Genomic DNA, 18,822 nt, shown 5'->3' on the forward strand with positions numbered 1-18,822 from the left:
TCGTTCAATCTTATGATTATTTCTTGGGGTTGCCGTCCAAACCGTATTCCCGATCGTACGCATCAAAAATTTTCCGGGCAACCGGTGCCGCGCTGTGAGCCCCAAAGCCCCCTTCGGGAATAACAACCGCCACCGCCAGCTTCGGCTTCTCCCTTGGTGCAAACGCAATAAACACGCCGTTATCCAACAACTTGTTCTTATAGGCTTGCTGGGAAGTCCCCGTCTTGCGCGCAAAATCGTACGGAAACCCACCAAAGGCGCTCACGTCGGTTCGCATCCCGTCGATGACTTCGTCCCAATAGGCGTCCTTCATCTTGACTTCATTTAACACCTTCGGCTCAAATTGCATCACCAAACGGCCTTCGGCATCGGTTATTTTTTGCACAAGTCTAGGTTGCATGCGCTTCCCCCGATTGGCTAGCGTCGCAGTATATTGCGCCAACTGCATCGTCGTATATTTGCCCTGCTGCCCGAAGGAAGCATAAGCCAAACGGGCCAACGCCGTTTCCCTTTCATCCTTATAATCCAAGATCCCCAAATATTCACCTGGCAAATCAATGCCCGTGGAAACGCCCAAGCCAAATTGTTTCATATATTCGTCCCAAACCTCAATCCCTTGGGTTCGATATTTGTTGTACAGCTTCTCCCCCACCATATCGACCATAAACGCATTGGACGAGAAGCGGATGGCATCTTTCGGATAGATGGAGCCGTAGACATGCCCGGAGGAATTTCGCACACTCGCTGAGTCGTTGCGGCCGAAATAGGCGATCCCGCGGTCGCTATATTTCGTTTTTGTCGTAAACAAACCTTCGTTTAGGCCGATTAACACTGACAGCGGTTTGATCGTTGATCCCAGGTACACCGTCGAGTCGAAATTATGGCCAGAGCGCCCGGAGGAAAACGGTGTGATCGTACCGTTTCGATAGTTTGACGAAATTTGGCTCCACACCTCTTCAGATACCCCGCCGGATTGCCATACATTCGTATCATAGTCCGGCATGCTGGCCATAACGATGACGTTTCCGGTATCTACTTCCATCGCCACGGCATAACCCGTTTTGGCATGAGGATGCACACTTCCGGATACGGGATTGTGATGGACCCACTCGATTTGATCGAGGATTGCCTGTTCCGCTGCTTGCTGTACGTTTTTATTTATTGTTGTATGCAGGTCATAGCCTTTTACCGGTGGGACGATTTCGGCTACGCCATTCGCCATGTTTCGCGGATCAATTGGAACGCGTTTATAACCGTTCCAAATCAGGATCATAATGCCGCACCGACTCCTCAATGATGTCTATACCGAGAAACCTGCTTTTTTGAGCAAGGAAATACGCGGTTTCTTGTTCAGTCAGATTGCTCTTGATTCGGCGTGGAGCAAACCCGCCGCTGCGGCGGAATTTCAAATCCATCGCATCCAGAATCTCTTCTTCCGACATCTGTGCGTTCGGATCGCCATACGTGTCAAACACCTTCTTCAGCTCTTTAGCCAGCGCCGCAGCTTCCGCCAAATTCGCTCTACCCGCTTCGGTCGTCGGATCGTAGTTACTTTTCTGCAAAGTCAAATATAAGGTTTGGATCGGCGTGGAATAGGCCAACTTCTCTCCCCCTGCGGCCAGAATCGAACCCCGGACCGGCGGCATTGGGACATCCCGGAACCTCATTTTCACCTCTTCCATGGAGATCGATGGTCCTTCGACAAACTGCAAGATGGCAAGTCGGATAATGATAAGGGTGAACATCGCGAAGGCACTGAAGAAAAACAGATTAAGCCGAATATGGAAATGCCGCCTTATGGAGGCATGCTGTTCCTGAGGATCCTCGATGACGTATTTGTTCATCTTCATTTCCGCCTCCCTCGAAGTGATGAATCTTCCTTCCCATCAAAAAACGACCTTTTCAACATCTCTGCGAAAAGGTCGTTGCTGTCATTGGATTCAATTAAGGATTCGTTTGCTCGGTTTGATTCCCGTTTTGCTGTGAAGCGTTATTGTCTGTCTGTTGCTGATTTTGGTTTTTGGTCTTCTTCGGAACCCCGTCCAAGCCATATTCCTGATCATACGCATCAAAAATTTTGCGGGCAACCGGCGCGGCGCTGTAGGCACCAAAGCCGCCTTCCGGAATGACGACCGCTACCGCCAGCTTCGGATTCTCCCGAGGGGCGAAAGCGATAAACACGCCGTTGTCGCGATTGGCACCGTTAGCCCATTGCTCCGAGGTCCCGGTTTTTCTGGCAAAATCGTAAGGGAAACCCGAGAAAGCAAAGGAGACATCGGTCTCCATTCCTCCGATAACCTCGTTCCAATAAGCATTGTTAAACTTAACCTCATTTAGAACTACCGGCTTGAACTCCTTGACGATATTGCCGTCCGTATCGGTAATTTTGCTGACGAGATGCGGTTCCATGCGTTTCCCTCGTGTAGCCAAAGTCGTTGTATATTGGGCGAGCTGCATCGCGGTGTATTTCCCTTGTTGTCCAAAGGAAGCATAGACAAGCCTTGATAATGCTGTCTCCGATTCATTTGTATACTCCAGCTTGCCCAAATATTCATTTGGCAGATCCACACCGGTCGAAACACCTAGACCAAACTGCTTCATATAGTTGTCCCAGATTTCAATCCCTTTAGATCCGTATTTGTTGTAGAGCTTCTCACCGACCATATCGACCATAAAGGTGTTCGATGAGTGACGGATCGCGCCAGCCGGATCGATGGAGCCGTAGGCATGGCGTTGGGAGTTGCGGACGCTTGCGGAATTGTTTTTCCCAAAATATGCAATTCCTGTATCGTTATAATAGGTACTTGTCGTAAACAAACCTTCGTTAAGTCCGATTAACACTGATAACGGCTTAATGGTTGAACCCAACAAAATAACGGATTCCATGTTATGCCCTGACCGACCCGAACTAATCGGCGTGATCGTCCCGTTCTGATAGTTGGAAGAGATTTTGCTCCAATTCTCAGGAGACACCCCGCCGGATTGCCACACGTTGGTATCGTAGTCCGGCATGCTGGCCATGGCCACTACGTTGCCGGTCTCCACTTCCATCGCAACCGCGTAGCCAGTTTTGGCGTTGGGATGAACCTTGCCGGATACCGGGTGGGTATGAACCCACTCGATCTGGTCAAGGATCGCCTGCTCAGCGACCATCTGAATGTTTTTGTTGATCGTCGTATGGAGATCATGGCCTTTTTCCGGCGGTGTGATTTCCGGGATCCCGGTGGCCATGTTCCGCGGATCGATCGGCACGCTCTTGTAGCCGTTCTTCCCGCGCAGCTCGTCCTGATAGTACAGCTCCAGGCCGTCGTATCCGACGTCCTCGTTTTCCGTGTATTGCATCGCCGGATCATCGTTCTTCGCTTCCCGGATCTGCTTGTACTTCTCCAGCGATGTGGATGCCCCTTTAAACTTCCTGATATAACCGATCGTTTGCACGGCTACCGTATCGGGATCGTAATGGCGGATGCTCTCCTCGACGATGTCGATCCCCGGAAATTCACTTTTCCGTTCCAAGAAATAAGCGACTTCTTCAGGTGTCAAATCGATTTTGATTCGGCGCGGCGTAAACCCGTTATATTGCCGGTAATCAAGGTCCATTGCCTTGATGATTTCCTCTTCCGTCATTTGGGTCTCCGGCGAACCTAATCTATCGAAAACCTCCTTCAGCTTCTTGGCCAAAGCCAAAGCTTCCGGACGATTGGCTTTTCCTTTATCCGTGGAATTGCTGTAGTCTTTCTGCAGCGTGATATACAGCGATTGAACCGGCGTGGAATAGGCCAACTTCTCGCCCCCCGCTGCATAGATCGTTCCACGGGTTGGAGCCAGCGGCACGTCCTTGACGCGCAGGTTGCTCTCCTGTTTGGATAACGTCGGGCCTTCTACAAACTGTAATATGGCCAAACGTACGATGATGACGGTAAATATGGCAAAAGCACTAAAGAAAAACATGTTTAGCCGAATGTTAAAATGGCGTTGCATTGCGATTTCTTGTTCTTGCGGATCCTTCGCATAAGTGCTTTTCAAGGCGTTTCCCTACTTTCTTTCCCTTAAATCCTCATTTCTTGAAGTCAACTACTCTATAGTACCATAACGAAATAAGGGGCGGTGAAGTTACGCCCCCTTTCCAGCATTTTTTCCGCATGATTTGCGTGCCGAATCGCACGACCCAGATCCCATGTTGCCCGGTTTTTTCCGCAGCCAAGGCTCAAATCAGCTTATTGGGGACGTGGGTTTCGCTGAACGCCGGCGGATTAAACCAGTCGCCGCTTTTGGCCCAAGTCGAATCCAGCGGAATCCAGGCGTTTTTCTCTGACAAATAAACCTCGTTCCAGGCATGAGGACCGTACCCGCCTTGCCCGTCGTATCCAAGTCCGGTCACGACCTTCACCTGAAGCCCAACGGTTCTAGCCATGACGGCATAGAGCCGGGCATAATCGATGCACACCCCGCGTTTCGTATCAAACGTCATTTGCGGTGTTTGCTCATGCCAGATGCCTTTTTCCTCATAGTCTTTCACTTTATCGTAATCGTATGACACCCGGGTTCCAACCCAGTCGTACAACCGCCGGGCCTTCTCTTCATCCGTATCGGCCCCTTTGGTGATCTCTGCTGCAGCCAGCTCAATGGATTCGGGAATGTTAGCATCAATGACTTCGTATTTCTGTTGAAGGATGCTGCCAAGCTCTGCTTCTACGCTGCGCGTGAATACCGGTAGCTTCTCCTTGATCAAATTGCCGGTAAGCGGCTCTATGACCGTTCTCGCCCCTTGCTGGTAGACCGGCGAGGCTTCCACGTATCGGCTGAACCCGCTGTTCGGATACAACGTCACAACAATAAACAACATGGCGATCAGCATCATACATCGCGCCGCACCAATCACCGCGCCAATCCCGGCGCCGGCCAAACGGCTCAGCAGCGAAGCCGGACGGTCCCCGCCGGAAAACAGCCAGCCGAACAGACCGCTCCCCCCGCGAACGAACAGCATCGCAAAACCCGCCAAGGTACGTATGATCCAATAGAGCAGAAGGAAAACGACGGCAAATCGCATCAGCGGAAAATCCCGTACCGCCATGACCAGCATGTACAGAACCTGCTCCCACTGAGCCAGCTCCCGATCCGGCAGCGGCAGCTCCGTCAACCAAGTCTGAACCTTCGGAGATAACCACATCGTTAATGGGATGGCAATCGCAATGCCAACCAGCGATAAGACGCCGCCGCTTAATAGCGTGAACAGACGGCCTGCCGAGCGGGAGGCTCCGCGCACCAATCCCTGCAGCACCGAGCCGAGAAGCACGGCAAGCAGCAGCACCGTGATCCAGTTATATTCGCTTAGCGTTTGCAGCAATGTCGTCATGTCCAGCTTCATAAGCTCCTCCGTCAATCTAGGTGTAAGTTGTATTTTTCTTAGGGTTATTGAGAATTCCGTTTCGCTTCCTGGATAAATGCCTCAAGCGTGTCGTTCATCGACCATTCGCCCAACGAAACCCCGCGGAACGATACTTTCACTTTATCGCTGCCCGCTTGTCCGGTAACCTCCAGATTCGGGGTCGTAATGGTAAACGAACCGTCCGGATTTTGCGTCATTTGGGCTTCCTTCGCTTCATTTTTCATCATGTTCAACGCTTCAGTTTTACTGATGTCGAGGGCTTGTTCCTTCACCGTTGCTACCGCATCCCCGATATCCTTAAGCGTGATGCCGCTGTAAATCACGATAAATGCGGCGATGATCAGCACCAGCGCCCATTTGACGACCGTTCTTACAAAATTCAGCACAAGGAAGAGAATGACCAGCGCTACGACGATCACCAGCCAATTTTCTTTCAGAAATTCAGTCCATACTTGTACATCAAACATGATGAATCCTCCATAATTAGATTTTCCATGATTTTTGATTTCTGCATTTTGATTCTAACCCATTATACATGATGGCCCAAGACCATGTCAGCTTAACCCCCAATCCCGCGGATTTCAAGCATTTACGCCGAACCACATCTTCGTTCTACTTCGTGATGGAAAGCCGCAAAGGCTTTTCATCACCGAGAAGGTTGGATGAAGCTTGGATCGAGTAGCTGAGCGCAGCTGCCTGGGGGTAATAAGTTCGTCCTGGGGAGCGTACAAGTAATACTAACGTTCATTCTACGCAAAGGAGGGGCGACGCGTGAAAATCGCCTTTTGGCTGTACTTCTTTATGTTTCTGGCTTTCTTCGATCTGCACGCCCAGTACCCGATCCTAACTCCGTTTGCCTTGTCGCTGGGAGCCGCGCCGACGTTTATCGGCTGGATGATGGGGATTTATGCGCTGACGCATCTGCCGGGCAACCTGCTCGCCGGCCAGGGCGTCGACCGTCACGGCAGCAAGCCGTACATGATCTTCAGCCTGGTGACTGCCGGCGGGGTTCTGCTGCTTCAAGCCCATGTAACGGAGCCTTGGCAGCTGCTCGTGCTGCGCTCCATCAGCGGTTTTGTGCTCGCCTTCCTGTCCCCGGCCTGTCTGGCGATGCTCGCCTCGCTGTCCAAAAATCCGGTACAGCAAGGTAAGCTGATGGCCGGTCACGGGGTGATGCATACCGTTGCTTCCGTCGTGTCACCGGCCGCCGGCGCTTTCCTTGTCGCCCAATCCGGCTTTTCCATCGCCTTTCAAATGCTGGGCTGGCTGTTGATCTCGACGGGCATCATTGCCATTTTTACGATCAAGGAGCCTCCCCGTTTGGTTGCGGAAGGTCTGGCCAAATCGGGCTCTGTGAAGTCACGGGTACCGGTGAAGATCAATGTGATCCCTTTGCGCTATTATGTGCTGCCGCTCGCCGTCGCCTGCTCCCAGGGCATTTTGTTTTTTGAACTGCCGCTGCAAGCCGGCGGAGCCGAGGGGATCATGAATACAGGCTTCTATTTTTCCATTATCAGCTTAGGGGCGCTGGTCACGCTGTCGATGTTATTTTTGAGCCGTTATTCCCCTTATTTAAGAGCCAGCATCGGCGTTCTGGGGATCGCCTTATCTTTCTTCGCCCTGGCCGCATTTGAGTTCATTCCGCTTCCCGTCGTGCTTGTGGTCTTAGGGATGGCTAAAGGGGTCGTGTACCCGGCCATAGCTTCGTTGTTTATCGATTTAAGCGGCGGAAAACGGCTGGGTACCGTGTTTTCACTGCAATCGATCGCCATGTCGCTGGGTTCCTTTATCGGCCCGATTGTCGCGGGAGCGATGCACGGCAGCTATTCCCCTTACTTCTTAGCCTTTTTCGTGCTGATGCTTGCCATCATCATCGTCCCGCCCAGAAAGTTCACCGCAACCCTGCCGCCCCCAGTTGGCGCGGGCACCGGACACCACTGATCCATGTCCTTTTAAGCCTACGGGACAAGTGCAACGGATTTTTCATCCAAGGTTAGGCTGCCGCACAGGGCACATGATAGGGTCCTACATAAGATAATCGTGTAGTAACCGATCATGTTTGAAAGCGGGGTGAACATGAATGGGCGGCATTGACAATTGCGGACCGGGCCCGGTGGTTCCTGGCTATGGATTCTGGACAACGACGGGGACGATCCTCGTGTTGTACATCTTACTGGTAATCATCCTCCGTGCTCCTTTTTATTAATTCTTGCAATCGCTACTGACCCCTGCACACCGGTCTGCCCTCGGGCAGGCCGCTTTTGTTTATGGGGTTTCTAAAGTACTAAATTTCCATAATGTTCCGAAAAAGATGAACCCTTCCCTCCTTTGTTAACGTAACTAAAAATAGATCAAATTTTAGGGAGGGCTCTAGTTGAAGAAGAAACGAAACGCGATTTTTGCCATCATTCTTACGCTTACGCTATGGTTGCCTGGAGGTGCTATGGCAGCCGAGGCGCCGCCGACCAACACCGCACCGCAGGGATTGGAGGAAATCGCCGCCGCAAAGGCCGCATTGCTCACCGATACTTACGGAACAACCAGCGTTCAGTACGCTCTGGTCGACCATGGCAAGCTCATCGTTTCGGGGCAAGCCGGCAAGAACGATCCTGAAGGAAAGATCCCGCTGACCTCTGAAACGATGTACGGCATCGGCTCCACCAGCAAAATGTTTACGACCGCTGCGGTCATGAAACTGGTCGATCAAGGCAAAATCAACCTCGATTCGCCGTTGGTGAATTATATCGCGGAGTTTAAGATGAAGGACGAGCGGTACAAGCAGATCACGCCGCGCATGCTGCTGAACCACTCCGCAGGACTACAGGGATCCAGTCTTGCCAACGCGTTTTTGTTCGAAGACAACGACCCTTATGCGCATGATACGCTGCTTGACCAACTGGCCAATCGATCTCTGAAGGCCGACCCAGGAGCGTATTCCGTGTACAGCAACGACGGGTTTACACTGGCAGAAATTTTAGTTGAACGCGTCAGCGGGATGGATTTTACTGACTTTATCCACCAGGAATTCACCGTACCGCTGGGCATGAAGCATACGCTGACGCCGCAGGATGGTCTGGACTTTGGCAAGCTTGCCGCAATCTATGCACCTGGAAGTCCAGAGCCATTGCCGAAGGAAACGGTGAATGTGATTGGGACGGGCGGCGTTTACTCGACCGCCGAAGACCTGGTGAAATTTGCCGGTTTGTTTACGGGCGAAGCGGACAGCATTTTGTCCAAACAAGCCGCTAAAGTGACGGCACAGCCGGAATATAAAAGAGGAATCTGGCCTCAGGATACCGACAACAGCTTTGATTTTGGTTTAGGCTGGGACAGCGTAAAACTGTTTCCTTTTAATGAATACGGCATCCAAGCATTGGCCAAAGGCGGCGATACACTAATGTATCATGCTGAACTGGTCGTGTTGCCGGACCACCAAATGGCGGCGGCGGTTCTCTCCTCTGGGGGCTCCAGCTCGCTGAACCAATTGCTAGCGAACGAACTGCTGCTCCAAGCGTTGAAGGAGAAGGGCACAATCACGGAGTTTAAGCCGGCCAAGTCCTTTGGTTCGCCGGAACAAGCTGACATGCCTGAAGAGCTCAGGCAGTTTAGCGGGTTCTACGGGGCAACCAACCAGCTGTTCCGCATCGATGTTGCAGATGGTGAAATCCAAATCACATCCCCGTTTGCACCTGGCGAATCGTTAGGACTTCCCAAGCTTGTTTATACGAAAGACGGCACCTTTGTCAGCGAAGACGGCTCACTGAAGGTCAGCTTCGTGAAGGAGAAGAACGGGCGCACCTATCTATGGCAAAGACAATACGCCACCGTTCCTGAATTAGGTCAGCTCGCGCTTAATCTGTATTCCGCGGAGAAATTGGAGGAAAACGCCATTTCACCGGAAGTTGAGGTAGCCTGGAAGCAACGCGATGGGAAAAGTTATTACCTCGTATCGGAAAAATACAGCTCGATGGCTTACTTCATGATGTTGCCGGTCGTTCAAGTGAACCGTACGGACAGCTTGCCCGGTTACGTGATGGACAAACAAATTACGGGCCCTGATACGCTGATGGGCAAACATCAGGTTCCAACGACAGGCAGCCGGGATTCCGCAGAATACCGCTTCTTTACCCAAGGCGGAAGCGAATATTTGGAGGCCGCCGGCTCCTTGTACCTCAGCGGCGATCAAATCCAAGAGTTGTACCCCGGCAAGAAGTCCACGGTGACCTTGCAGCCGTCTGAGCAAGCCCGTTGGTTCACCATTCCGGCGAAAGCCGCTGGAAAGACGATCACCGTAGATCTGCCAGCCAAGGCATCCTTTGCGGTTTATGACGCCGCCGGGGCTTGCGTGAACTTCTCGGTGGCCAGCGGCAGTAACCAAGTGAAACTGCCCGAGAACGGAACCATCGTGTTTATTGGCGATCCAGGCATGCGTTTTGGCATTGAATTGAACTAATCGATAATACTTGTCCTTATTTTCTTATCTAATTTCTAGCAGTTTTGCATGAAGTCCCCTCCCGGGTATAAACTAGAAGCGTAACGACCCCAGCTTGGAGGTTTACGCTTTAGCCCGGAGGGGATTTATTTTGCCAATTAGCATTATCGTGGAAGGGAAGAACGACCGCAGCAAGCTGCGGCGCTTATTAGACGAAGAAGTCCGCATTTATTGTACGTTTGGTACGTTAAACACTGAGAAGCTGGAGAGCTTGCGCAAGAAGGTAAAGGATGACGAGTTGTTTCTGTTCCTCGACAACGATCCTTCCGGCAAACGGATTCGCGGCGTACTTCGGGATGCTTTTCCCGATGCGGAGCAAATTTATACGAGACGGGGATATGCCGGAGTCGAAGGAACGCCCGATGAATACCTGATCGCCCAATTAGAAAAAGCCGGGCTGGAGGAATACATTGTCTATCCCCCAACACCGGCTTCCTATGACAAGTTTTGATCGCGAAGTGAGTTACTCCTTGGCGAGGCTGATCACACCCGCAGCGATTTCATCCGGCGTCGCCTCCGGCCGGTAAATTTCCCGCAGTTGGCCCTTACGGTCTACGAGACCGATGAGATCCATATGCACGAAATTCCCATCCGCATCCTTGTCGATCAGAATTTTAAAGGAGTCCATCGCCAGGTCGATCGTCTTCTGCTGATCCCCGCGCAGGAAATACCAGCCGGAATAATCCGCTTTGAATTTATCCCCAAACGCCTTGATGTTCTCCAGCGTATCACGTTCCGGATCAAACGTGATCGAGACGATCGAAGCATCTTTGCCGAACAAGCCTTTCTCTTTCAAAATATCCTGTACTTGGCTCAGCCGAAAGGTTGTGATCGGGCAAACGTCAGGGCAGTTGGCGAAGAAGAAATAAAACAGCCGGACTTTGCCATTCGTATCCTGCAGCGTCACCGTCTTGCCGTCTACGTTCTCCATGCCAAAATCCGCAACAGGACGGATCACCGGAAGCTTAGGCTTCGCATACGTATCCCAGAGCAGATAACCGGCTAGAATCACGCAGATGGCCAGCAGAATCCATGTCCATTTATATTTCTTCAAAACCGCCATTCCCCATCCTCCTAATTACAACCTTACCGTATCCAAGATCATCACGATTAAAGCAATCGTTAAATAGTTCACTGAGAAAATAAATACCCGTTTCGCCCAAGCGTCGTTATCCTTAGCCCGGAATCCCTGAAGTGCCATGAGCAGCCAAGCTACCGACAGCAGGCAGCCGATGATGAGGAACCAAACGCCCGTATAGCCGTAGGCATACATCAAAATCGGAATCGGAATCAGCAATGCGAGATAAGGGATCATCTGCAACTTCGTGCGCGGAATGCCCTTCACGACCGGCAACAGCGGGAAGCCAGCGGCCCGGTATTCCTCGGTACGGCGAATCCCCAGCGCCCAGAAATGGGGCGGTTGCCAGAGGAACAACAGGGCGAACAGCATCCAAGTTCCCAAATCGATCCGTCCCGATGCCGCAACATAGCCAATGACAGGCGGCATGGCGCCGGAGATGGCACCAACCGACGTACTCCAGGTCGAGCTCCGCTTAAGCCACAGCGTATACACCACCACGTAGACAAACATCCCTACCGCACCAAACAACCCGGCCAGCAGACCGGAGAAAATAAACAACACTGAAAGGCCCAGCACTCCCAAGATGACGGCATACCATAACACCGTCTTCGGAGCCAGCTTCCCCGTGGGGAGGACGCGATTCTTCGTCCGGGCCATCTTCGTATCCATCTCCCGGTCGAAGTAATTGTTAAAGACACAGGACGATGCCATCACCAGCGTCGTCCCCAGCAACATGACAATTAATTGAATATAATCAAGCTCCCAGCGGGAAGCCACCCAAAACCCGGCAAACGCCGCAATCAGATTCGAACGCAAAATGCCCGGTTTCGTTAAGGCGATAAAATCTCTCCAAGTCGCCGTCTCTCCCGGAGGAGTAGGTCTCACGGACAACGCAGCGGATTCCGAAGAAGCCTGAACACTTAATGGTTTGTCCACGCGCGATTCATTCCTCCTATATTTGAAATAAAGTTCAGTTTAGGTTTAGGTTTACCTCTATTGATCATTCATAAAACGTTCAACGTTTTTACCCTTACGCTATAAACTTTATCATATCAAAACCCTGAAATGTTTGACAATCGATGGAATATCGCGCATTAACTATGACAATTTAGTGACACAATTAGCCGCCGGGCGCAGCCGGCGGCTTTCTTTCAAAATATCGTTTATTTTCCGACAAACCCCATCAGGCGCTGAACATCCTGCAGCGTTTTCTCAGCCATTTCGGAAGCGCGCTCCGCCCCTTGGCGCAAGATGCTGCGCAGCTCGCCCGACTCGCGGATTTCACGGTACCGCTGTTGGAGCGGCTCCAGCACACTGACGACCACTTCGGCCAAGTCTTTTTTGAACGGACCATACATTTGCCCTTCATACCGCTGCTCCACTTCTGCGATAGTCAGTCCCGAGCATTGGCTATAGATTGTAATCAGGTTGCTGATCTCCGGTTTCGTCGCCGGATCGAATCTCACTTCGCGTCCGGAATCGGTCGTTGCCCGGCTGATCTTCTTACGGATTTCGTCCGGCGTGTCCAGCAAAGCGATATAGCTGCCTGGGTTCGGATTGCTTTTGCTCATTTTCTTGGAGGCATCATCCAGCGACATGATGCGTGCCCCAACCTCAGGAATGTACGGCTCCGGCAGCGTAAAGTATTCGCCAAACCGATGGTTAAACCGTCCTGCTAAATCACGGGTTAATTCCAAATGCTGCTTCTGGTCATCCCCAACCGGTACCAGGTCAGCGTTATAAATCAAGATGTCCGCCGCCATCAAAGCAGGATAGACGAACAGCCCAACCCCAACGGATTCCTTCCCGGCCGATTTGTCTTTAAATTGGGTCATTCGTTCAAGTTCGCCCATCGAGGTGAGCGTCGTCAGCAGCCATCCGAGCTGAGCATGCTGCATCACATGGGATTGCAGATAAACATTTGCTTTATTCGGATCGATACCGGCCGCGAGATAAAGCGCCGCAACCGCTTCGGATTGCTCCGTCAATGCTGCCGGTTCCTGCGGAACGGTGATCGCGTGCAAATCCACGATCATAAAGTTGCAGGCATGATCATGCTGCAGCTCCACGAAGTTCTTAATAGCCCCGATGTAATTGCCTAGTGTCAGTTTGCCGCTGGGCTGGATGCCAGATAATACTCTCTTCATGACGAAAATTCCTCCCTTTGATTCAAATGCTGCATGAGTAAGACCCCGGTTTTGGTAAAATGCAAAAAGGCCCCGCGCCCGCAAGGGACGTGAGACCGTGGTGCCACCCTTATTTGCTGATGGTTGGAGCATTGGGGTTCGCGGTCAGCTTAGACGCGATGCCTCAACAAGATCAGCCTTTCCAATCCGTAACGTGGATGACCCGGCCGGCCTACTGACAACAGGCTCGCCGCCTCTTGCGTTCAACCCGGCGCTCCGAGGCCCATTCGGCACAAGCTCCTTCACCGGTTCGCATCAACCACCGGCTTTCTGCAGAACGGAAACTTCGCTTACTTCCCCTCATCAACGCTTTCTCGTTATGCCTATCATCATAAATAACACCAGCGGTGGTGTCAAATCTATTTTTCGTCTTACGCAAAAAGTGTTATGATTAGTCTAGCTTAAGGAACTGATTATGTGGGAAAAGGAGCAACGATATGAAAAAGGTGACCAAAGGGCAATGGAACGGTTACGATACGTACATCTTACATAGCCGCGAGCTTGAAGTCACGCTGCTACCTCGCCTAGGAAATAACGTCATTCGTATATGGGACAATGTCCAGCAGCGCGATGTGCTGCGTCATCCAGAAGAGAACGAACTTGATTTCTACCTGCAGAAGCCATATCATTTCGGCATCCCGCTCTTAACTCCCCCCGGACGCATTCGCAGAGGGAAATTCACGTATGCCGGGCAAGAATATCAATTTGATCGCAATACGGCAAATGACAACCACATCCACGGTCTGCACCGTACGCAAAGCTGGTGCGTGAGCGATATCGAAGAAGACGACGAAGGCTGCACCATCACAACGGAATTCAAAACCTCTGACGATCCAAATTGGATCCGTCAATATCCTGAGCCCTTGAAGCTGGAAATGACGCTCAGACTGCAAGGGGCAAGATTAACGCAAACCTTCAAAATTACGCACCTGGGTCAAAACCCGGCCCCCTTCGGTTTGGGGCTGCATACCTGGTTTCGAATTGACGGCGAGCCTGGGCGCTGGAAAGTGAAGTTGCCGGTGACGGAGCTTTACGAATTGGACGAGGAGAACATTCCTACCGGAAAGACCGCTCCGCTAGGGATATGGGATGCGTTAAACTCGGGCATGAATCTGCAAGGCGTGAATTGCGATACGATGCTGCGAATCGGAGATAAGCCGGTCGAAGCGTTGATGCTGCGCGACGACGGCTATGGCCTGCGCTACGCAGCGGATCCTGAGTATTTTAAATTTTGGGTGATCTACTCCAAGGGGGAAGCGGATCAATTCTTCTGCATTGAACCATACACTTGGTTGCCGGACGCTCCAAATTTGAACCTTCCCGCCAGTGAGACCGGGCTGATCGAATTGACGCCGCAACAAACGTTGGAATTAAATCTTTCCCTAGAAATGATCTATCCGAATACCGGTAATGATAACGAAGCTTAACCTTTTTCAAAATTTCCGCCTTCCGTTGGAAGGCGTTTTTTTCGTGATAACAAATCTTCTCGGCGAGAAGAAATAATTACCACTGCCATAGCTTTGAAGCTCCCCGCATATTTTGCACCCTACGAACCATACTAACATCACAAACGCCAAAGGAGGTGACAAACATGGCAGGTCAAAGCCGCGGAAGCCGTAATAACCTTATTGTTCCTCAAGCAACTGCTGCGCTGCAACAACTGAAAATGGAAGCAGCTCAGGAATTGGGCGTACAAATTCCGCAAGACGGTTACTATGGGAACTATACTTCCCGTGAAACCGGTTCTCTTGGGGGCTATATCACGAAACGTTTGGTTCAAATGGCGGAGCAGCAATTGTCGGGTCGTTCGAACCTGTAACTTGCATCCTCCCATTACCCTCTATAGAAACAGGCGGTCTGCTTAGCAGATCGCCTGTTTCCCTTGAATGTTGAACCCTTTAGGAAGACAGCTTTCGGTATGTACTAGCGCCTTTCTCCTTCTGCGGATACCGTTGGATCAGCAAATTGGCCATGTTATAATTCGATTCCATGATTGCATCCACGACTACGGCCCCTTGGCGCAGGGCAAATTCGTAGCTGATCTCGCCATGCGTCCAGTACCGCTTGTACTTCAGCGCTTCAATCGCCATTTTTCGAAAAGAGTGGATCTGTTCTGCATTTAGTCCGTAGGGTTCTTCACTAAGCTGCCCGTTTCGACCCGCAATCGGATTGTGGCGGATGCCAAATTTCCCGATGGTATTATTCCGGATCTGCAGAAATACGGTACCCGAAGTTAACCCCGACAGCTCCTCCTCCAGTTCCTTAAAAACCATGTCGATCTGCCTAACCAGCGATAGTTGCTCGGCTTTCAGCATATTCTCCCACCTTTCCCCCAAAGAATGCAACCTATGGTATAGGTCTTATGTCACATTATAGGTTAAATTTCCCTTTATATCAACATTATGCTATATATTTACTAATTATGTCTTGTTAGTCCAATATTTTCTTCTATCTTCCGACAAAATTCTGCAACAAAAAAGGCCCTCTTTCGAGGACCTAAACCTGTGAAGCAGATACAGTTGGTTATTGGGTTAATTCCAAGAAAGCGTCAACGTCGGCCACACATACCGCCATCGCATCGCGCCAAAAATCCGGCTTCGTTAAATCCACGCCCAGATGCTTGGCAGCCAGCTCTTCCACTGTCATCCGGCCGGTGTCTTGCAGCAGCGCATCATATTTCGCCGCAAAGCTTGGGCCTTCACGCAGCGCTTGCGCATAAATTCCGGTGCTGAACATGTACCCAAAGGTGTAAGGGAAATTATAGAAAGGCACATCTGTGATATAGAAATGCAGCTTGGATGCCCAGAAATGCGGGTGATAGCTGCCCAGCGCCCCCTGGAAGGCTTCGCGCTGTGCTTCTTCCATCAATTCACACAACTCGGCGGCATCCAAAAATCCCTGCCGGCGTTTCTCATAGAACCGGGTTTCAAACAAGAAGCGGGCATGAATATTCATGAAGAAGCTGATCGAATTTTGCACCTTATCGGCGAGCAGAACAATTTTCTGCTGATCATCTGCCGCATTTTTGACGAAGGCGTCAGCCAGGATCATTTCCGCGAAGGTCGAAGCGGTCTCCGCGACGTTCATCGCGTAATCCTGACTAAATCTCGGCAGCTCCTCCATCACGTACTGGTGATAGGCGTGCCCCAGCTCATGCGCCAACGTATATACGTTGGATACGTTCCCGCCAAACGTCATGAAGATCCGCGTCTGCTTGCTCAGCGGCAGAGAGGTACAGAATCCCCCCGGCCGTTTACCAGGACGGTCCTCGGCCTCGATCCAGCGCTTGTTAAACGCCATGGTGGCGAACTCCGCCAGCTTCGGGCTAAATTTGCCAAACTGCTGGACGATGTCTTCGGCCGCCTGTTCGTACGTAATTTTGCCGGCGGCTTGGCCCAGCGGGGAATCCACGTCGGTCCAGCTTAATTTCTCCACCCCAAGCAGCTTGGCTTTGCGCTCCAGATAAGCGACGAATTTCGGCTTGTTCTCGACGATCACTTGCCACATCGCATCCAGCGTGGCTTTGGACATCCGGTTAAGGGCCAGCGGTTCCTTCAGGATATCGTCCCATCCGCGTTTCTCGTACAATTTGATCCGGAACCCTGCCAAGCGGTTCAGCGCATCAGCACAATAGTCCTCCGCTTTGGTCCAGGCTTCCTCCCATTTTGGAAACACGCGCTCGCGCACGTTCCGGTCCGGATCATCCAGCTTGTTGGCCGCTTGGCCGACGGATAGCATTTTGACCTCACCATTGTCCTCTTCAAAGGGGACTCCCACTTTGGCAACGATCGTATCATAATGCTGACCCCAGCCGTGGTAACCGTCTACTGCCAGATCGGAAACCAGATTTTCCAGCTCCGGCGCAAGCTTCTCCCGCGCTTGCTCCCGTTTCTCGCGAAGCAAGAAGGAGATCGGCGCGATTTCCTCCCGCTGCATCCAAGCTTCCCACACCTCATCGTTCGTCAATCGGAGCAGGTTCCAGAATAAAGTCATCACGTTATTGAATGCAGCGTTTAACGAAGTGACTTTGGCGTCAAGCTGGAGAGCTTTCTTGTCGTGCTGGTCTTGCGCCGTCAAACAGCCGATAAAGCTGCCGGCTTCGGACAGACGGCTGTCTGCTGCTTGCAGATCCACAATCAGACTGTCCAACGCCTTAGTCTCTTCTACAGTAGACGGGGCCTGCAGCTCTTGCAGTTTCGCCTGGTATGCGGCAATGTCCTGTTCCAGAGCATCCAGATGATCTCGCAGCGCTTTGGAGGCAGAGCCTCCCGGGAAAATCGTTTCCAGGTCCCAAGTGGGTTGAAGGGTTCCTACGAATCTTGACATAAGTTCGCTTCCTTTCCGTATCGTTTATAATTGATGCCTTATGGGATAACAGTGTATGCTAGTAGAGGATGCTCTATTATAACGCTTGTCTGAATACAGGGGGGATTTCCATGAGACCGTTGCAAATATCGGCGGATACCGCCGTGAAATTAGCCGCAAAACTCAAGGTGCCGGTCGAGCACCTTATGCATATGCCGCAGCACATTTTAATGCAAAAAATCGCAGAACTGGCGAAAGAAGAAGCAGGCCAGCCTTCCGCAGAAGCGGAAGCCGGAGATGCCAGCCAAGCCGGTCACGAACCGGAGCCTTCATGATCCCCTTTAACCAAACGTGGCCTTATGATGTTGTCATGGGGGACGTGTATGTCCATGAGTGCCCATTTTGCTCCAGCCGTAACGTGCTGCTGCCTCTGAAGCCCCGCGAGTTGAAATCGATCCACGAGGGGAAGAAGAAGCTGCTCGTCTTCCCCTGCTGCGGGAACAAGCTACATGTCCTTGACTGTGACAACGATTACCTGTTAACCGATAAGGTTGTCCGGTAGAAATAACGTAAAGTGACCAGGTCGCCTTTAGCGATCTAAAGGGCCGTTTCCTCTGGATACGGCCCTTCGTCATGTCTACGCTTGGATGTCTGCTTGTCCGTTCCGTCAACCGCGCATTTCCTCAGGCAGCTCATGTCCGCCATTCATCATTTCTTCGCGCAGCAGCGCCCATTGCTCGCGGGATGCCCGAATCATCGCCGCATCCATGATCCGCTTGTCATTAATGACGCGCCCAAACCATTTGACTGCGTCGTTGTACTTGCCAATCCGCCGGTTCAGCTCGCCGATCAAATACATCAGGCGGGCATCGCTGCCGCCGACGCCTTCTTTTTCGTAAACGCGGATGTAGGCTTCCAGCGAATACTCCAGAAAACGCTTCTCCTGTTCGACGTTGTTCTTGTATCGATACAACCAAGCAATATGATGCAGCAAGCTGGCAATAATCCGGTCGGTTTCGCCGATGGTTTGTGCGCAAATCAGCGCCAGCTTGTACGTCTCCATCGCAGTCTCCCAATCCCGGCGCCCGCCATAGTCCTTCTGGTTAAACCGGCTGCCGATCGCCTCTTGGAAGAGGGCTCTTTGCCGGTCGGTCAAGCGGGATACCGAATTTTCCGTCGAAGCAAAACCGCAGGACGGGCATACCCGAACGACGTAATAATCCGGATTCTCCTTCTGATAATAGCCGCAAAAATCCGTATCCGTACGTACAGCCCGTTTAAAGCTCGGACGCACACGCGAGGTCGAAAATTCACTCTGGCAATGGATGCAAGTGACCTTGATCTGATAAAGCGGTTCAAGTTCCAAAAC

General features: G+C 51.6%; 16 protein-coding genes, 1 pseudogene and 1 other annotated feature. Of the genes and pseudogenes, 7 read left to right on the forward strand and 10 right to left on the reverse strand.

Annotated features, from left to right (window positions below; translation table 11 throughout):
* Window positions 1-16: 16 nt before the first annotated feature.
* The 4 genes and pseudogenes from M3G15_RS07740 to M3G15_RS07755 form a co-directional block, all read right to left on the reverse strand.
* Window positions 17-1,844: pseudogene (locus M3G15_RS07740) on the reverse strand (peptidoglycan D,D-transpeptidase FtsI family protein).
* Window positions 1,845-1,944: 100 nt separating this feature from the next.
* Entirely contained in the window at window positions 1,945-3,981 is a 2,037-nt protein-coding gene (locus tag M3G15_RS07745) for a peptidoglycan D,D-transpeptidase FtsI family protein (protein ID WP_050769742.1), read from the reverse strand.
* Window positions 3,982-4,207: 226 nt separating this feature from the next.
* Window positions 4,208-5,368, reverse strand: coding sequence for a transglutaminase domain-containing protein (locus M3G15_RS07750; RefSeq protein WP_260070552.1), 1,161 nt, complete (start codon window positions 5,366-5,368; stop codon window positions 4,208-4,210).
* A gap of 44 nt (window positions 5,369-5,412) precedes the next feature.
* The gene (locus tag M3G15_RS07755; protein ID WP_009224751.1) at window positions 5,413-5,856 is read right to left on the reverse strand and encodes a hypothetical protein; all 444 of its coding nucleotides are present in this window, start codon (window positions 5,854-5,856) and stop codon (window positions 5,413-5,415) included.
* A 304-nt stretch (window positions 5,857-6,160) separates the two neighbouring features.
* On the opposite strand from M3G15_RS07755, the gene M3G15_RS07760 reads away from it, so the two are divergent.
* The 3 genes from M3G15_RS07760 to M3G15_RS07770 all read left to right on the forward strand — a co-directional run bounded on the left by M3G15_RS07760 (window position 6,161) and on the right by M3G15_RS07770 (window position 10,332).
* Window positions 6,161-7,330 carry an MFS transporter gene (locus M3G15_RS07760; RefSeq protein WP_009224750.1) on the forward strand — a complete coding sequence of 390 codons (1,170 nt, stop codon included), beginning with the start codon at window positions 6,161-6,163 and terminating at the stop codon, window positions 7,328-7,330.
* 433 nt (window positions 7,331-7,763) lie between these two features.
* Window positions 7,764-9,842 (forward strand): serine hydrolase domain-containing protein, encoded by a 2,079-nt coding sequence (locus M3G15_RS07765; RefSeq protein ID WP_260070553.1) that lies wholly within the window; start codon window positions 7,764-7,766, stop codon window positions 9,840-9,842.
* A gap of 130 nt (window positions 9,843-9,972) precedes the next feature.
* Window positions 9,973-10,332 carry a toprim domain-containing protein gene (locus M3G15_RS07770; RefSeq protein ID WP_036644969.1) on the forward strand — a complete coding sequence of 120 codons (360 nt, stop codon included), beginning with the start codon at window positions 9,973-9,975 and terminating at the stop codon, window positions 10,330-10,332.
* Window positions 10,333-10,344: 12 nt separating this feature from the next.
* Here the strand turns inward: M3G15_RS07770 and M3G15_RS07775 are convergent, their stop codons facing one another.
* The 3 genes from M3G15_RS07775 to trpS all read right to left on the reverse strand — a co-directional run bounded on the left by M3G15_RS07775 (window position 10,345) and on the right by trpS (window position 13,109).
* Window positions 10,345-10,944, reverse strand: a complete 600-nt coding sequence (locus M3G15_RS07775) for an SCO family protein (protein ID WP_260070554.1) — start codon at window positions 10,942-10,944, stop codon at window positions 10,345-10,347.
* A gap of 15 nt (window positions 10,945-10,959) precedes the next feature.
* On the reverse strand, window positions 10,960-11,898 hold the full coding sequence (gene cyoE, locus M3G15_RS07780; RefSeq protein WP_009224746.1) for a heme o synthase: 939 nt from the start codon (window positions 11,896-11,898) through the stop codon (window positions 10,960-10,962).
* A gap of 227 nt (window positions 11,899-12,125) precedes the next feature.
* The gene (trpS, locus tag M3G15_RS07785; protein ID WP_009224745.1) at window positions 12,126-13,109 is read right to left on the reverse strand and encodes a tryptophan--tRNA ligase; all 984 of its coding nucleotides are present in this window, start codon (window positions 13,107-13,109) and stop codon (window positions 12,126-12,128) included.
* A gap of 80 nt (window positions 13,110-13,189) precedes the next feature.
* Window positions 13,190-13,464 (reverse strand) — a binding site (T-box leader).
* Window positions 13,465-13,585: 121 nt separating this feature from the next.
* On the opposite strand from trpS, the gene M3G15_RS07790 reads away from it, so the two are divergent.
* A complete protein-coding gene (locus M3G15_RS07790) occupies window positions 13,586-14,575 on the forward strand; it encodes an aldose 1-epimerase (RefSeq protein ID WP_260070555.1) in 990 nt (329 codons plus the stop codon).
* 164 nt (window positions 14,576-14,739) lie between these two features.
* On the forward strand, window positions 14,740-14,967 hold the full coding sequence (locus tag M3G15_RS07795) for an alpha/beta-type small acid-soluble spore protein (RefSeq protein ID WP_016310922.1): 228 nt from the start codon (window positions 14,740-14,742) through the stop codon (window positions 14,965-14,967).
* Between the two features lie 79 nt (window positions 14,968-15,046).
* Here M3G15_RS07795 and M3G15_RS07800 read toward each other — a convergent pair whose 3' ends face one another.
* Together M3G15_RS07800 and M3G15_RS07805 are read right to left on the reverse strand one after the other, a co-directional pair.
* Window positions 15,047-15,463, reverse strand: a complete 417-nt coding sequence (locus M3G15_RS07800; protein ID WP_009224742.1) for a hypothetical protein — start codon at window positions 15,461-15,463, stop codon at window positions 15,047-15,049.
* Between the two features lie 208 nt (window positions 15,464-15,671).
* Window positions 15,672-17,474 carry a M3 family oligoendopeptidase gene (locus tag M3G15_RS07805; RefSeq protein WP_260070556.1) on the reverse strand — a complete coding sequence of 601 codons (1,803 nt, stop codon included), beginning with the start codon at window positions 17,472-17,474 and terminating at the stop codon, window positions 15,672-15,674.
* Between the two features lie 110 nt (window positions 17,475-17,584).
* Between M3G15_RS07805 and M3G15_RS07810 the strand changes: the two genes are divergently transcribed.
* Both M3G15_RS07810 and M3G15_RS07815 read left to right on the forward strand, forming a co-directional pair.
* Complete coding sequence (locus tag M3G15_RS07810; protein WP_260070557.1) at window positions 17,585-17,788, forward strand: YycC family protein; 204 nt, start codon at window positions 17,585-17,587, stop codon at window positions 17,786-17,788.
* The gene (locus M3G15_RS07815) at window positions 17,785-18,015 is read left to right on the forward strand and encodes a hypothetical protein (protein WP_009224739.1); all 231 of its coding nucleotides are present in this window, start codon (window positions 17,785-17,787) and stop codon (window positions 18,013-18,015) included. The genes M3G15_RS07810 and M3G15_RS07815 overlap by 4 nt, the downstream gene beginning before the upstream one ends.
* Window positions 18,016-18,120: 105 nt before the next feature.
* Here M3G15_RS07815 and M3G15_RS07820 read toward each other — a convergent pair whose 3' ends face one another.
* Window positions 18,121-18,819: a DUF2225 domain-containing protein gene (locus M3G15_RS07820; protein ID WP_260070558.1), complete on the reverse strand. Its 699-nt coding sequence runs from the start codon at window positions 18,817-18,819 to the stop codon at window positions 18,121-18,123.
* Window positions 18,820-18,822: the final 3 nt, after the last annotated feature.

Source organism: Paenibacillus sp. p3-SID1389, from assembly GCF_025151705.1.
GTDB classification, from domain to species: Bacteria; Bacillota; Bacilli; order Paenibacillales; family Paenibacillaceae; genus Fontibacillus; species Fontibacillus phoenicis.

Coding starts and splice junctions, on each gene's coding strand:
- M3G15_RS07745 (WP_050769742.1), bottom strand. CDS start 3,981: ATGCAACGCCATTTTAACATTCGGCTAAACATGTTTTTCTTTAGTGCT.
- M3G15_RS07750 (WP_260070552.1), bottom strand. CDS start 5,368: ATGAAGCTGGACATGACGACATTGCTGCAAACGCTAAGCGAATATAAC.
- M3G15_RS07755 (WP_009224751.1), bottom strand. CDS start 5,856: ATGTTTGATGTACAAGTATGGACTGAATTTCTGAAAGAAAATTGGCTG.
- M3G15_RS07775 (WP_260070554.1), bottom strand. CDS start 10,944: ATGGCGGTTTTGAAGAAATATAAATGGACATGGATTCTGCTGGCCATC.
- trpS (WP_009224745.1), bottom strand. CDS start 13,109: ATGAAGAGAGTATTATCTGGCATCCAGCCCAGCGGCAAACTGACACTA.
- M3G15_RS07790 (WP_260070555.1), top strand. CDS start 13,586: ATGAAAAAGGTGACCAAAGGGCAATGGAACGGTTACGATACGTACATC.
- M3G15_RS07795 (WP_016310922.1), top strand. CDS start 14,740: ATGGCAGGTCAAAGCCGCGGAAGCCGTAATAACCTTATTGTTCCTCAA.
- M3G15_RS07800 (WP_009224742.1), bottom strand. CDS start 15,463: ATGCTGAAAGCCGAGCAACTATCGCTGGTTAGGCAGATCGACATGGTT.
- M3G15_RS07805 (WP_260070556.1), bottom strand. CDS start 17,474: ATGTCAAGATTCGTAGGAACCCTTCAACCCACTTGGGACCTGGAAACG.
- M3G15_RS07810 (WP_260070557.1), top strand. CDS start 17,585: ATGAGACCGTTGCAAATATCGGCGGATACCGCCGTGAAATTAGCCGCA.
- M3G15_RS07815 (WP_009224739.1), top strand. CDS start 17,785: ATGATCCCCTTTAACCAAACGTGGCCTTATGATGTTGTCATGGGGGAC.